Annotated in this window: 9 protein-coding genes and 1 tRNA gene; 4 read left to right on the top strand and 6 right to left on the bottom strand. The window is 50.3% G+C overall.

What is annotated here, in order from left to right; translation table 11 throughout:
• Positions 1–77: 77 nt before the first annotated feature.
• Both B9Y58_RS13640 and B9Y58_RS13635 read right to left on the bottom strand, forming a co-directional pair.
• Positions 78–419, bottom strand: a complete 342-nt coding sequence (locus B9Y58_RS13640; RefSeq protein ID WP_158278373.1) for a helix-turn-helix domain-containing protein — start codon at positions 417–419, stop codon at positions 78–80.
• 193 nt (positions 420–612) lie between these two features.
• Positions 613–686, bottom strand: a tRNA-Arg gene (locus B9Y58_RS13635).
• Positions 687–871: 185 nt separating this feature from the next.
• Between B9Y58_RS13635 and B9Y58_RS13630 the strand changes: the two genes are divergently transcribed.
• Positions 872–3184: a penicillin-binding protein 1A gene (locus tag B9Y58_RS13630; RefSeq protein ID WP_085534946.1), complete on the top strand. Its 2313-nt coding sequence runs from the start codon at positions 872–874 to the stop codon at positions 3182–3184.
• An 83-nt stretch (positions 3185–3267) separates the two neighbouring features.
• Here B9Y58_RS13630 and B9Y58_RS13625 read toward each other — a convergent pair whose 3' ends face one another.
• Positions 3268–3813, bottom strand: a complete 546-nt coding sequence (locus B9Y58_RS13625; protein WP_073058136.1) for a TlpA disulfide reductase family protein — start codon at positions 3811–3813, stop codon at positions 3268–3270.
• A gap of 105 nt (positions 3814–3918) precedes the next feature.
• Positions 3919–5676: a BamA/TamA family outer membrane protein gene (locus tag B9Y58_RS13620; RefSeq protein ID WP_085534945.1), complete on the bottom strand. Its 1758-nt coding sequence runs from the start codon at positions 5674–5676 to the stop codon at positions 3919–3921.
• A 126-nt stretch (positions 5677–5802) separates the two neighbouring features.
• Between B9Y58_RS13620 and B9Y58_RS13615 the strand changes: the two genes are divergently transcribed.
• From B9Y58_RS13615 to B9Y58_RS13605, 3 genes are all read left to right on the top strand, one after another.
• Positions 5803–6816 (top strand): FISUMP domain-containing protein, encoded by a 1014-nt coding sequence (locus B9Y58_RS13615; RefSeq protein ID WP_143154722.1) that lies wholly within the window; start codon positions 5803–5805, stop codon positions 6814–6816.
• 480 nt (positions 6817–7296) lie between these two features.
• Positions 7297–8580: a serine hydroxymethyltransferase gene (gene glyA / locus B9Y58_RS13610; protein WP_073058128.1), complete on the top strand. Its 1284-nt coding sequence runs from the start codon at positions 7297–7299 to the stop codon at positions 8578–8580.
• 167 nt (positions 8581–8747) lie between these two features.
• Positions 8748–9584 carry an ABC transporter ATP-binding protein gene (locus B9Y58_RS13605; protein WP_073058127.1) on the top strand — a complete coding sequence of 279 codons (837 nt, stop codon included), beginning with the start codon at positions 8748–8750 and terminating at the stop codon, positions 9582–9584.
• Positions 9585–9599: 15 nt separating this feature from the next.
• Here B9Y58_RS13605 and B9Y58_RS13600 read toward each other — a convergent pair whose 3' ends face one another.
• Together B9Y58_RS13600 and B9Y58_RS13595 are read right to left on the bottom strand one after the other, a co-directional pair.
• A complete protein-coding gene (locus tag B9Y58_RS13600; RefSeq protein ID WP_233247990.1) occupies positions 9600–11480 on the bottom strand; it encodes a BamA/TamA family outer membrane protein in 1881 nt (626 codons plus the stop codon).
• Positions 11477–15445, bottom strand: a complete 3969-nt coding sequence (locus B9Y58_RS13595) for a translocation/assembly module TamB domain-containing protein (RefSeq protein ID WP_144066158.1) — start codon at positions 15443–15445, stop codon at positions 11477–11479. The genes B9Y58_RS13600 and B9Y58_RS13595 overlap by 4 nt, the downstream gene beginning before the upstream one ends.
• Positions 15446–15510 lie beyond the last annotated feature (65 nt).

The raw sequence follows: 15510 nt of genomic DNA, 5'->3' as shown, positions 1-15510 counted from the left end.
TACATTTTTGTTAAGGGTAAAAATAGCTGTTATTACCCCAGTTTGTTTTGTTTTGGCGGTGCTTTTGACGGGTCGGATTACTTCTGTTTTTTTGCGTTATTGATGTAATCTGTCATATTTTGCCTTGTTTCTGCAGCAATACTCGACGGAATTTTAAAGAGGCGCTTCTTGTTCTCGATTAGGGGGTAAAAGCGGTCTACTTCATAAAACAGCTGGGATAGTGATTTGTTGTAGGCATTGGCCAGCGCACATATGGTATTGATGGACGGAAGTCTTTTTCCGACTTCGACTTGCGATATGAATTGCCGGGTAATGTTTGACTTAATGGAAAGTCCGTTTTGGGTAAGGCCCCTCTGTCGACGACTTTCCACAAAAACAAGCCTAATGGCTTCGCTGAGAATGTAATCCTTGTATTCCACAAACAACCTCGAAAAAACGTGGATAACCAATCACTCTCTTGTTGCCAATTTTAGAATTAGATGGCCTTGGGGCGTGCAAACAACTATTTGCAGACTTTGCAAAAATATCTTAACGGCTTTTACGGGTTGTGGAAACGGAAGATTGTATAGAAACAAGAAAGACGTCTCACTTATCGTGAAACGTCTTCCTTTCTGCGGGTGCCAGGACTCGAACCTGGAGCCTTTTGGTTCGTAGCCAAACGCTCTATCCAGTTGGGCTACATCCGCTTGATTGATGGCCCAAAGATAGTTTAAAGTGCGGGTGCTGTCAAGGGTTTTTGTTGAAAAATTTTTAAGAATTTTTGAATTGTAGACGAATCACCCCGCTTTTGCGTGGTTTTAAGGAGCGGTGCGTAATCGGATTGCCATACAATAACTATCTTTTTGGCCAAATTTTTTAACGGTATTGGACCATGGATAAAGTCAAACCCGTATTACTTTCGGTTCTGAATATTTTGAAGGGCTGGTTTACTGACCGCAGGGTGGTCAAGTGGCTGATCATTTTTGCGGTACCCGTGCTTGCTGCCTTTATCGCCGTGATTGCGGTCTACAATCACTTTTCGCCGGAACTGCCTTCGCTTTCGCAGCTCGAGCAGATCAATCCGAGACTTGTCACGAACATTTACGACATGAACGGAAAGATTGCCCACGAATATTTCGTGGAACGCCGCGAATGGACGAGCTTCGACTCGATTCCCGAAAATGCGATCCACGCCGTGATGGCCACCGAAGATCGAGCCTTCTATAGCCACTGGGGCATGAACGTGTGGGCAATTCCGTCTGCCGTTATGGAAAGCGCCTTGTCGGGCAAAAAGCTCCGCGGAGCATCGACCTTGACGCAGCAGCTGACCAAGCTTTTGTTCCTCACGCCGGAACGTACGATTTCGCGTAAAATCAAGGAAATGATGACGGCTATCCGTATCGAACAAACATATACGAAAGAAGAAATCCTTGAATTCTACATGAACGAAGTGTACCTGGCTGGCGGTAACTACGGTTTCCAGGCGGCAGGTAAGTTCTACTTCGGTCGTCCGCTCGATAGCCTTACGATTCCGGAACTTGCCGTTTTGGCCGGTATGCTGCAGCGCCCGGAAGCTTACCGCCCGGACCGTCACCCCGAAGCTGCGTTTGAACGTCGCAATACGGTGCTTTATGCCATGCGCGATGCCGGTTATATTAACGATGACGAATACCACGAATATATCAAGACGCCGATTACGCTTGCCGAAAAGGAAACTTCGAACGAATCGGGCCTGTACTTCTACGAAGAAATCCGCAAGTACATGGAAAAGAAGTACGGCGAAAATTCTCTGTATGCCGACGGTGTCTCGATCAACTCGACGATTGACCCGGACATTCAGGCCTTTGCCGACAGCGTTGCCCGTGTGCAGGTCGAAAAGGTCCGCCGCCGCGTCAAGTACCGCGCTACCCGCCGCCTGTACCTGACTAAAAAGTATAACATGCCCGAAGACAGCGTGGTCGCTCACTTCGATAGCGTCTACACGCTCTTTAAAAAGGAATACCTGGCTGACGACTTGAAGCGTCCTGCCGACAAGCGCCGTTTTCCGGACTCTATCCTTTATCACCATCCTGAAATTGCAGCTATCTTGATCGAGAACGAATCGGGTGCAATACGCGCCATGGTGGGCGGTTCCGACTTTAACCAGTCCCGCTGGAACCGTGCGGTGCAGTCCCTGCGTCAGCCCGGCTCGTCGTTCAAGCCGATTGTGTATTCGACGGCCATGGACAACGGCGCAAGCCCCTGCGACTCGGTGAACGACCAGCCGGTGAGCATTCCCGATCCGGACGACAAGGACAAAAACAAGGTTTGGCGCCCGGCGAACTTCGAACACGACTTCGAAGGCATGATGACGCTCCGCCGTGCCCTTTACAAGTCCAAGAACTTGCCGGCTATTTTGACAGGTATGAAATACGGCCTGAACAACGTGGTCAACTACGCCCGCAAGTTCGGCATTGTGCGTGCCCCGTTGATGGCGGTGCCTAGCTTGGCCCTGGGGTCCGTGGGGGCAACGCTTATGGAAATGACGTCTGCCTATACCGTGTTCCCCAACGGCGGTAACCGAATCGAACCGTACATGATTGAATCCATTGTGGACCGCAACGGCGAAGTCATCGAAAAGAATTCCAAGGTCGAACACGAAGTGTTGCGCCCGGCTTCGGCCTACTTGATGGTCGACATGCTCAAGGACGTGAACATCCGCGGTACGGCCGCCCGCGTGTGGGCGAACGGATTTACGCACCCGAGTGGCGGTAAGACCGGTACCACGAACGATTATACCGACTGCTGGTACATTGGCTTTACCAAGCAATATACGATGGGCGTGTGGGTCGGCTCCGACAGCCCGGGTACTTTAGGTGCTGGCCACACAGGTACCGAAGATGCCTTGCCGGTATGGATTGCAACTATGAAACAGTTGCACAAGGACTTGCCGCGTAAGCCGTTCCCGGTTCCGAGCGGTGTGGTGAGCAAGGGCATTTGCAACCATACGGGTAAGATTGCCGGCGAATTCTGCTCCGAAAAGACCTACTGCTTGTACACGGCGGGCTACGCTCCGACCGAAGTCTGCGACGGTAACCATTTCGAAGTCAAGACCAAGTCTGCCGACGACGCAACGCTCTTCAGCAACAAGGGTGCAAGTACAGCCCCCAAGCCGAGCAGCAGCGGTAATGGCCCCGCCAAGAAGAACACGCGCAAGATGTTCTAGATAAGGTATTGTGAGTAAATGAGAAACGCCCCTTTTCGGGGCGCTTTCTTATATCTGAAAGTTTCGCAAGGGCGAACTTGTCACTACTTAAACATCTTATTGAGCGTGGCGCGCATGTGGTTCATGTTCGCTTCGTTCAAAGTTTCGTAGCGGTAGAAGGTTCCGTCCTTCTGCACCACGTACACGACCGGAATGTAGCCGGTGCCGTAAGCGGGGCCGAACTTGTAGTCGCTATCCTGGAATACGGGGATTGCTACGTGGAACTGGTCGATAAACAGACGGATGTCGTTTTTCTTGATGCCGCCACCGAGACCAATGGCGATGCCGGTTAAACCCTTGGGCTCGTATTCCTTGACCAGGTCCTGGATTTCGGAAATGTGGCGCTGGCAGTGCGGGCACTTGGGGCTAAAGTAATAGATCAAAAGAGGCCTGTTTGCAAACTGGCTGAACAGAATCCCCGGATCGCTAATGCCCGAAAGCGGCTTAGAAAAGTCCATCTTCATGGGCTGGTTGGTGGTAGAATCCTGCATCAACTTCACGTCGGCCATCTGGGGTTCCGGAGCGAGCTGCGCAAAAGGCGCAACCGCTGCAATGGCTGCAATAGATAAAATTTTAGAAACGAAATTCATAACCCTTAAAATACGAAAAAATAGGTCGAAAGGACAGGTTTTCATAAAAAAAATGCGATTTTTTGCGAAAAATCACACTTTTGACTGCTGAATAAGGTTGCCTGACTACAGGTTGTAAGTCGTGATAATGGAATAGTGGGGTTCGCCCTTGCGCACGCCGTTCAGCGGGAAACTTACGTCGACTTTGTTCACGAGCCTGCTAATCGACTTGGTCTGCGCAAAACGCATGCCGAAGCCCACGAGGTAAACCAAGTCCTTGCGGTTGATATCCCAAAGATCCCAGGCGGTTTCGCCGACGCTTTCGAAGATGGCGAATACGGGCATGAGCGTTGCAATTTCAAAGTCGGTAAAGTAGCGCTGTTCCAGGTTCGCGAATACGCGGGCCTGCCCGGCGTAGAATCCGGTGGGGAATCCGGCGAATCCGTTCGCGCCGCCTAAGGTTAGCTGCTTGCCGTAGCGGGCGTCTTCGTAAAAGTCTACAAGGCCTGTGAGCGCCATCGAGAATTTCTCGTTCGGGTGTAAAATGTATTCGCCCGAAAGTTTGCCGTAGTAGTCGTGCCTTTCGCCGTGGTCCAGGTAGAAGTTCATTTCGGACTTCATGGTGAGGTGGTGCATGTTGCTGCCCAGCATCAGGTTTGCCCAAAAATCGAGACGGATGTCGTTGTCGGCGGCGCCGAGCTGTTCGTAATTCTTGGAAATTTGCGCCTTGAGTTCGTAACCTTTTTCAATATCTTCGGTCCACTTGGCGTTATGGAAATTCTTGATTTTCTCGTAGCGGATGTTTGAAAGGGTCAGGTAGAAACCGAGACGGGAATCTTTCTGTTCGGGGAGCCAGTCATTGACGGCTGTAGCGGAATCGATGGCGTAGGTGGTGTCGCCGTCGGTAAAGGCGTAGGGGTAAAGCTTGCCTTCGCTGGCGGTGGTATAGTGGTAGTCGTAGGTGGCGCCGGCGTAGAGCTTGCGGTAAGTCCCGCCGAAGGAGCGGCTGATTCTAAAGCTCAGGGAGTCGTCGATAAAATCCTTGACGGCGAACAGTTTTACGACTTCGTTGCCGTTATACAGCGGGAATGAATCAAGCAGGGCTTTTTTGTGATTGTAGATGGGTTTGTCTCCGTATTTCTTTTGGGCATCGTACATGGTGGCGCCTGGCGGCAGTTCTCCGCTACCATAAAAATAGGCGTCGCGCTTGTTCTTCAAGCCTTCGATGATGTAGGCCCACTGGTTTTGGCTTCTGCTCAAGAACGGGATGTACATCTTTCCGTAGGCGAGGTAGCCGTCGGTGTTGTAACTATATAAGAAATCCAAGTGGTTATAGCGGAACAAAAAGTGCGGGTCGCCGTATTCCACTTGCCACATGTCGCGGAATTCGTTGTGGCCGAAATAGAAACCCAGCTTTTGACCGAGACCGAGGAAGTTGCTTTCTTGAACGCCGATACCCCAGTTTAGGTTTTTATAGTTGTATTCTTTTCCGGCAAAGCCGAATGTGGTCGGGATGGAAAGTGTCCAGTTGTCGCTGGTCTTGACGGTGGCGATATTCTTGCCGTCTTCGTTAGAAATTTTGATGCTTGCGTCCGAAAGAAAGTTCTGGCTGCGCAGGAACCGTTCGGCCTCTTGAATCTGGATGGGTGTGACGGTTTCGCCTTCATCGAAAAGGAGCAATTTCTTGACGGTCACTTCGCGGGTTTCGATGTGGATCCAATTCAATAAATCGTAGGCCCACTTGTCGTACTGGGTGTGGTACCTGGAATCGTCAAAGGCGTCGCCAATGTTGTATCGGATAGAATCAATCTTGAATGCACCGGGAGTGTCCTGTGCAAAGGCTGCAAGAGGTACAAAAAAGAGAATAAACAAAATAATCGGCATTGCGAGGATAATATAGAAAAAAGTGTAGTTTCACTCTGCTCCAAGCCGATCCATGGGGTCGGCATTTTCAATTCTTGTGACATTTAACTAAATTTGGCAAAAACGTTTGAGGTTACTGGAGGTTCTGTGAAGATTTTAAAAAGCGCCGTCGCCCTGTCTGTTCTCCTGACCATGCTCGCTGCATGTGGCGATGAATCAAGTAGCTCCGCTCTCGATCCAATCGGTGAAATCTCGTCGAGTAGCAATGAGGAGCTCGGTTCCAGTTCCTCGGTGGCGGAGAAGAATTCTTCTAGCTCTGTTGGCAGTAAGAATAGTAGTTCGTCGGTGGTTGAGTCGAGTAGTAGTGAAATTCTTTTTTGTAACGAGGGTGATCGGGATACGGTTGTTAAAGATTGGGGGGTAAAATATTATCGTTGTGAAAATAATGACTGGGTTGTAGATACTGTTATTTATGTCGATTCTCCCAAGGTTTATCCGAATATGGACAGTCTCTTTGCTACGGAGTATAGTCCCATCTATAGCGAGTTTGAAGACCCTCGTGATCATCAAGTGTATCGGACGACAATCTTAATAGACCGTAATGGCTCTGATAAAACAATAGAGGTCTTTGCGCAAAATTTGAATTATGGGGAGATGATAGATACTAGCGTACTTGTGCGTGATGACAACAAGGTTGAAAAGTATTGTGATTTAAATGATGAATGGTTTTGTAATAATGGCTGGGGGGGGCAATATGCTTGGAGTGAGGCAATGGGCTTGCCTGCCAAATACGATTCTGTTCTTTGGAAAGATACTGTAGGTGGCGATACCCGTATACATCAGGGAATATGTCCAGAAGGTTGGCATATCATGAATGGTTATGAATGGAAAAATTTTGCATCAACTGCGGGACAAGATCTGGTTTCAAAGGCAAACTGGAAGTTGAATGAACGGTATGTAAATTCCTCTGGAATGTCGGTTCTTTTCAAAATGAGAGCGTATGAACTTAGTTGGATGCAAGCGTATTTCTTGCTCCCTAATGAGTCTAGTGCTATTGGAACTTATGCGGTTACCATTACAGATAAATATGTTTGGTTCGGGGATAATGATCATTTAGGGAAGCATATTCTCTATAGTGTTCGCTGTGTAAAGGATTACTAATCCTTTATTAATCATCCATCAAAAGTTTAACAAAAAATAAGGGCTTTGGGGAAAAGCGTGCAAGGCTCGACTGCGCGGGCGCTTGCGTACGCATAGGAGAGCCGTAGCAGCGGACGCCGTAGGCTGAGCCGGAGCGTTGCTTGCTAAGCGTTTTCTCGGATGGAAAGGTGACCCCGGAACAAGTCCGGGGTGACATCCGGGGGAAGACAAGTAAGTAGGAAATCACTAGGCCAACCATAAAAGAGCGTCGGCCAAGGAAAGGGTGGGCGCAGGGAGGGAACCGTGCGGCCTTCGCAAAAGTGTGCAAGTGAGTGTCGCACAGGCAAGTTTACTTGCCTGTATGACTGAACGTAGCCACGGACGCATAGCGTCCACTCCGAGCTGGGTTCCCTCCCGCATTATTGGTTTCTGGAGGGCGGAACCCTTGGTTGGGTAATATTTTTTCTATATTTGCCCCCGTACAAATCAAGGAGTAGCTAAATGCTCAAATCTACACTGCAACAGACCGATCCGGAAATCTACAACATCATTCAGGAAGAAGCCGAACGCCAGGAATATGGCATCGAACTCATCGCTTCCGAAAACTACACCTCCAAGGCCGTCATGGAAGCCATGGGCTCCGTGCTGACCAACAAGTACAGCGAAGGCTACGTGGGCAAGCGCTACTACGGTGGTAACGAAGTGATCGACAAGATGGAAGCTTTGGCCATCGAACGTTGCAAGAAGCTCTTTGGTTGCGACCACGTGAACATCCAGCCGCTGTCCGGTTCTCCGGCCAACGCTGCCGTGTACTTCGCCGTCCTCAAACCGGGCGACAAGGTCCTCGGCCTCAAGCTCGACCACGGTGGACACCTTTCTCACGGCCATCCGGTGAACTTCTCCGGTATGCTCTACAACTTCGTGCAGTACGAAGTCGATAAGGAAACGGGCCGCATCGACATGGACAAGGTCCGCGAAATCGCTCTCCGCGAAAAGCCGAAGATGATCCTCGCCGGTTTCTCTGCCTACAGCCGCAACCTCGACTGGAAGCGCTTCAAGGAAATCGCTGACGAAGTGGGCGCCCTCACCATGGCCGACATTTCTCACGTCGCTGGCCTCATTGCAGGTAAGGCAATCGATTCTCCGGTGCCGTACTTCGACATCGTGACGACCACGACCCACAAGACTCTCCGTGGCCCGCGTTCCGCTATCATCATGTGCAAGGACCGCACCATCCAGAAGATGGTGAAGGGCGAACTCAAGGAAGTCTCCCTCGCCAAGGAAATCGACAAGGGCGTGTTCCCGGGCATGCAGGGTGGTCCGCACGACCACATCAACGCCGGTAAGGCCGTTGCATTCCTCGAAGCTCTGCAGCCGGAATTCCAGACCTACGCCAAGAACGTCATCAAGAACGCTCAGGCCATGGCCGACGAAATGATGAAGCTCGGTTACAGGGTTATTAGTGGCGGTACCGACAACCACCTCATCGTGGTGGACATGACCTCCAAGGGCGTTTCCGGTAAGGAAGCCGAAGTGGCCATGGAAAAGGTCGGCATCTCCTGCAGCCGTTCTACCATCCCGTTCGATCCGCGCAAGCCGATGGATCCGTCCGGTGTGCGTCTCGGTACTGCCGCTATCACGACCCGTGGCTTTGACGAAGAAGATACCCGCGAAGTGACCCGCATCATCGACCGTGCTATCAAGGCTAAGGATGACGATGCTGCTCTCAAGAAGATCCGCGAAGAAATCGTGGCTCTCTGCAAGAAGCACCCGCTGTACAAGTAATTTTGCGGAGCAAAATTACTTGGGCTATGAGCTCGGTCGCTACGCTCCCTTTGAGGCGTGAGCGCGGACCTTCGGTCCTTTGAGTAAAATAATGGCGCCTTTGGCGCAAGATATTGAAAAAGTGGTTCGCGTGGGCGGGCCACTTTTCGTTTTCTATATTTAGCCTCATGTTTGCGATTAAGGTCCAAGGTGTTTCGTTTACTTACCCCGGTGCGTCGGAAAAGGCGCTTGACTCGGTAAAGCTTGAAATTCCCGAGGGGAGTTTCTTTGCGCTCTTGGGCCCGAACGGGGCGGGAAAGACGACGCTTTTGAGACTCTTGTGCGGGCGATTTGCGGGCTTTTCGGGAATTCTTGAAATTGCAGACGCCATGCGCGGCAAGAACGGATTCTTGGATCCTCTTGCCTGCGGAATTTTGCTTGAAAATCCGGGAATTTACCCGAAGCTTTCGATTGCGGAATACGTCGATTATTTCGTGGGCTTTTATGCGGCGCGCAATCCCGAGTGGAATGAGTCTGCTGCCCGCGAACGCATCAAGTTGCTTTCGCAAAAGCTAGAGTTGCCGGATTCTGCAACCCGCATGGGCAAGCTTTCGCTGGGTAACCGCCAGAAGGTGCAATTGCTGCGTGCCATGGCTCCGAGCCCGCGCCTTTTGATTTTGGATGAACCGGTGGCAAACCTGGATCCGATGGCGCGAGAATCCGTGTGGAGCCTGCTAGCCGACTGGCGTAAAAACGAAGGCGGTACCGCTATCGTTTGCTCGCATATTTTGGCCGAAATGGAAGAAGAAGCGACCGATTTTGCCATTATCGACCGCGGGCGAGTCCTTAAAAGCGGTCGAGTGGCGGACCTTGCCGGCGAATCGGCGACTTTCAAAGTGGACTCTGCCGCATCGTTAGAGCAAATCCGCGCAGCCCTTGCCGCGGCCGGAATCAAAGCAAATGTCGAGCCCGAAAAAGCGGACCTTGCGAAATTATATCGCAGCACCGTAACAAACAATGTGTAATGCCGGCTTCGTCGCTTAGAATGTCTGCGACAGGTCGAAGGCGAATCTGCCCCAGCCGAATTTTTCTGGATTCCAGTTGCTTAAATCCTTCTTGAACGCGTAATCTAGGCGGAACGTCAGGAACTGCCAACGGTAACGCACACCGGCGCCAAGGCTTTCGCTTTCACGTTCTTCGTACAAATCTTTTTCATGGTCGGTCACGAGTGTCCAGTCGTAGAATTGCACAATCTGCCAGCGCTGCCAAGACTTCCATGGGAACGTCCAGCGGATTTCTTCGTTGAATCGGTAGTAGAGAGGTGTGAGACCCGTATTGATAATTTTGTCGCCGTTTTCGTCGGTAGATTCGTTGCTTGCGAAAATACTTCTAAAGCGATAGCCGCGAACCGAACGTGTTCCGCCCTGATAGAAGATTCTGGCATCGTCTTCGATTGCCTTGGCGAAGAACTTGCCGACGCTTCCGCTCACGGCTCCGTTAAAAGTCCAGAAGAGCGGATGGTAAAGGTTCACGGTCATTTCGCCGTAGGTATACGGGTCGCCCACCATCGTCAGGTTTTGAATATCGGCCTTCCAGTTAGTGCCCGCGCCAAATGTCGGTGCAAAGCGCACGCCCCTCGTGGGGTTAAAGTAATCGTTGGTGTAGTCGAATGTCAGTGCAATTTCGCCCTTGAGCTTAAAGAGGCTTGAATCATTCTTGTTCACGTATCGGGTATCGAGCGTACTGCGGAAGCGAATTCTCTTGGTAAGGCCGAAGGTCAAGTCGCCACGGTTAATCACTTCGTAACGTTCTTCCAAACTGTCGGGGTATGCCGGCGGATTGATTTTTTCGTGGTTTAGCGTAAGGCGGTCTTCAAAACGGATTGCCGTCGGAATGAAACTGAACGAGGTTCCGAACAAGAGCGGATTTGCATAGCCAATAGATGCTTCTTGCTTGTGTTGAGCAATTTGGGCGCTCGTTGAAAATTCATGAAGTTTTCCAAAGAAGTTCCTGTGCTTTGCAGAGGCTTGTGCACCAAAACCATAAATTTCTTCGAAGAAAAATCCGTAGCGCATTTCTCCAGGTACGCGTTCCGTCACGTTCAGGTAAACGTCCGAAAGGCCGTCGCTCCTAAGAGAGTCGCTCATCTTGATTTGCGTAAAGAGTTGTGTCGAGAAAAGCTTGTTTCTGAAGGTGTTGTACTGGTTACCGTCAATGATTTCGCCTTCGGGAATTCGCCACAGGCTCGAAAGCCATGCGGTATCGGTAAGGCCCATTTCTGAAACAACGATGTTCGGGTTGCGCTTGTCCTTGGTGCGGTGGCTTGAAGAATTCATATTGCCCATGATGACTTTCGCACCGGGGTCAATGGTGATTTCGACGTAGATTTTCTTTTGCGTGGTGTCGATTTTTTCGATGGAAGAAAGCGTCGTGTGCAAGTATCCTTCGCCGCGGTATGCCTTTTGGATGTCTTCCATGTCTTCGGCGATATCGTCTTGGTTGTAAAGGTGGTCTTGCGCGATGTTTAATTTGGTCTCGTCGATTTCGACTTTGCGGTTTTCGGGAACAATCAGCTTTGCACCGCTAAAACGGTAACGTTCGCCGTCGCGAATGGTAATGTAGTAGCCGCGAATACAGCTGTCCTGGTTGACGTAGTTGCGCTGGATATCCATGGTCAAGTTGAGGCTGTAGTAACCGCGAGAGTAGTAGAGCGCCTTGATGTTTTCCAGCGAAAGGCGCATCATGAAGTCTTGCTTGGTGGTATCCATTTTACCGAATTCTTCGGGAATGTCAAGCTGTTCTTCTAGCTGGAAATTCGAGAATGCCTTGTTGCCCTTGATCTCTAGGTACCAAGGGTGCTTATCTTCTTCGGCAAAGCAGAGAAATGTGAGAGCTAAAAGAAGGAGTAGGATTTTTCTCATTTTGGATCCTCCTTTTGCTTAGAGGGCGATTCTATGGCCTCGCACCGTCCGATACCTAGTAGACAGGGGTTCCAGAATCGATACACATAGTTGATACCGATGTTCTTTTCCAAACGGTCGTTGCTTCCGGCTCCGGTACTGGTCAGGTATTGCTTGGAGTTCAGCATGCCGTTCAAGTACAAGGTGGGCGACAGATGGTTCTCGTGAGAATATTCGTCTTCTTGGAACACGGGTAGTGTGTAGTTGACGCCGAATTGTAGAGACTGGTCGTAAGTGGGGTTATCGCTTTGGTCTTGTGTATAGCCGAAGATCAAACTCAGGTTTTTGACCCAGCGGTCAAGCGAAACCGGTATCTTGAAATAACTGGAGTCCTTATCGCTAGTGGTGTTGCTTTCGAAGAACATCACCTTCATGTCGATATCGCCAATGTAGTCGCCGCCCAAGGTCTTGTTGGCTGTGGTCGAAATGACTTTACCGATTGCCTTGCCGGCAAGCTTGTTCCAGTCGGTTTCTTCGCCGTTGTCGTTTGCGATACAGCCTAGCAAAATGTTGTAGTAAATCGATGCGGTAGAAGATTCGTTGCCGCAGTTAGAAGACGGAATGGCCTGTAGGTTCGAAATGGTGCCTTGTAGGTCGAGGTTGATGGGGCATGTTTCTTTTTCTGTTTCGCTCGTTTCTGAACAGTAAGGGAGCTCTTGGCTACTGGAAACGTCGACCACGCCCTTCTGCCAAGGAACAACGTTCCATGAAATCATGAAGGAATTCAGTTCGAATTCGTAGATGTCCTTGACTCCGATAAAGCCGGTATTCGTGTTGGTGATGTCTCCGCGCAATAGCGGACGAACTGTGTTGCCAAGCACCCAAATATCCACGGTTAACGGAAGTGTTGCAAAGGGGGTTACGACAGCAATCGAATCCTTTTGGGAGTCGCTGATGTGCATAGACAAGTTGATCGGGCTCGATACGGAAATTTTTTCTTCTTGTGCTCCGCTCTTGCGTAGCTTGGCCACAAAGTTGTTGAACATGGTCAGGTACTTGTCTAGAGCTGTAGGTGTTACGTCGATATCCAGGTCTCTGTAAAATACCATCTTGTCAATAGAAATATCGCCTGTAATGGTGCTGTTCTTGATAATGCCTTCTTGGCTGTGCGGAATAATGAAACCGACGTTACCGCGGGCAATTGCCTCCGCTTCGCCGTAAATGACGTTGTTGAATTTGTAAGAAATTTTGGGAATGTTTGCGGTGATGAGCAACTCATCTTCGTTGTCGGTCATGGTACTGCTGATGTCTTCAAGCACAAGATAGTGAGAGGCAGTCTTGATGGAATAACGATCCGAATGGACGTTGATGGAATCCAGCCTCATGCTGTCTAGGTTAAACTGCAATGTACCCGAGATGACTTCGTCGTTTTCGTTGCGGGTTCTCGCTTCGTAAATGTTCAGGAGTCCGTTTTCGACATGGCCACGCATGTAGATGGGGAACTGCACCTTGGTCTTGGGCGGCTCGTAAATGGTGGAGTCTAGCCGGAGGTCTGCGGTGATGCCGGTGAGGCCTTTGCGGAGTTCGGCGGAAATGTCGATGTGCAAGTCCGTATTCTTGATTTCGCTGACTGTCCCCGGAATGAACCAGGAACCGTTCGCGTCTACGGTGCCCTTGAATATGAAGTCGTTATCGATAAAGCCTTCGGCCCAGAGTGTGCCTCCGTTGTCGCTTCCGTGCGAGAAACTCACGTGTCGCTTGTCGCTAAAGACGTTGTCGATAATCACTTGCGTGTTGCCGGTCCAGCCGCCGCCACCGATATCAAGGTAAGAGTTCAGTTCGATTTTGTCGTTTTCTGCAAAGATATTCAGCTTACGGATGTTGAACAGATCCGGCGGAATCTTTCGGAAGTTGATTTCTGCAAAACTCAAGTTGCCAATCAGCTTGTTGCCTTGGCTATACGTCAAGTCGCCGTTCAGCATACCCGAAGTAAGCGTGCTGTCGTTAAAGCCTTCTAGCAGTAGCGGAATACTGAATTCGTGAGAAGAAATGTTGGCGAATAGAACTTGGACGGGCAGGAACGTGGTTGGCCTGAAGTTGGGGTTGGAATCGTTAGGCAAAATGAAGACGGTGGATGCCGTGACGGAGTTCCTGTTGTGAATGGCTTTGAAGTTGTCGACGAAGAGCGTGTCTTCGTTTTCACGAATCGAAGTCTCGAGGCTCACGTTGAATGCGTCCAAACCGCCGTCCACGGAAAGGTCGAGTTTTCCGATACGGTTGTCAAAATCGTGGTGCCATTCGCCGCTGACCTTTCCGCGAATGTTCCTGCCTAGCTTGATGTCCGAGAAGGGAATCGTCTCGAAGATCACCTTGTCCGCTTCGACATCGAGAGCGATGGTGTCGCCGATGTGTACATACGCGCTTGCTTGCCCGCCATGCTGTTGCCGCACGTTCCACGATGTGTGGGGGTGCGGATCGTTCCATTTCACGTCGCCGTCGAAGTCGAAGGTTTCCTGAGGAGTGTAAATGACTCCGTTAGAGAAATCGATTCCCTTCTTGTTGATGGCGAGCATGACTTGCAGCGAGTCTGCAGTAATGTGGTAGGCGTTGATGATGGAGTTGATCTTGGCAAGGATTTTCAGGGAGTGCCCGTCAAAGGAACCGAAGGCTTTGGAGCGGGCACCTAGAGTGAGATTGCCTTGTGTCCAGTCTAGAGCCCATGGTTCGTAGGGCGAAATGTCGCCGGTAAACGTGAGCGATAACGAATCCTTGAAATTGACGATAGCGTCGATTTGGGAGCCTTGGCGGGTTTCTACGGAAACCGTCAGTTCGTTGTCGTAGAGTTCGCCCGATTTGATTTCCATGTCGAGCGGCATCATCTGTGGACCGAACTTGGCACTCATGTGTCTGACGCGCCCGCTAAAGAAGGCGTTCTTTTCTTTGTCCAAGGAGCCGTTCAGCTGGATGCTTCCGCCTTCGTCGTTTTGCAGCAGTACATCGGCCTCGATGTTGTCCAAGTCGCCAGAAAGATCGATGGTCACGTTTTCGGCAAGTAGCGGCCAGAAGGCTCCGATGCGCGTCTTGATGTTCGCTTCGTAGTTCGTGCGTTTCTTTTGCAAGTCAAAACTTGCGTTGGCGCTTACTTTAACTTTCCCGAGTTCGGGAACGGCCTTGGGGAGTTCTACGGGAATCCAATCTTCGGGATTGTCTATGGTAACGTCTGTTTTCGTCTTGATGCGGCCCAAGTTATTTTTGGGCGCTTCCGCACTTAAGGCGACGAAATCTTTTTGAGTCTTGACTATGCCGGATATCTTTAGCATGTCGCTGCTGAAGTCTGCATCGAGATCCAACTTCGCCGGACTCGAAATAAAGTCTCCGCTGATATTGTTCGCCTTGAGGGCAACCGTTTTTTCGCCACGGCTTTCTACGGAAATATCGCTCGCTTGCCAACTCTTGCCGTCAGAGAGAGAAACCTGCGCTTCCTTGATATTGACTTGGACTGGTATGGGGAATTTCAGTTTCTCCGGGAATTGGGGAATTTCGCCTGGTTTCTTTTTCGGGGAACTTTCTTTGGGCAATTGGATGACGGCTATGGCCGAATCCATTTGCAGGTTGACACCCTTTGGTTGCCCGAGCAAGGTAATTTCCAGATTCGGGTTCGAAACCTTAATGTCTTGACCGTCAAAAGAAACTCTAATGGAGTCGAAGTGGTGAGTCAGAAGATCGTCCATGCGGTGGCCATAAGGCGATATGGTGACCCCGGCAACGGTGTGTGGCGTCGATAGGAATCGTTCCAAAAGTGCATGCAGGAACCAGACGCCAAGGGCAATGGCGCCAACAACAGCCGTGGCGAAGGCGGCTGTTCCTAGAAATGTCGTCGGTCTCTTGATCAACTTGACTCCAATTATAGAAAATACAAGGATTCCAGTCTTGAAAATTTCCGGGCATGACGTCTGTAACTTGTTGAATGTCAAGGAGTTAGCCACTTTGAAAATAAAGATTAGTAAACGAAGAAATTTGTACCGGTTTTTGCGGTGTTTTTGGTGAATGT

This window comes from Fibrobacter sp. UWB15, from assembly GCF_900177705.1.
GTDB lineage: Bacteria > Fibrobacterota > Fibrobacteria > Fibrobacterales > Fibrobacteraceae > Fibrobacter.
This window is presented reverse-complemented; position numbering and strand designations above follow the sequence as displayed.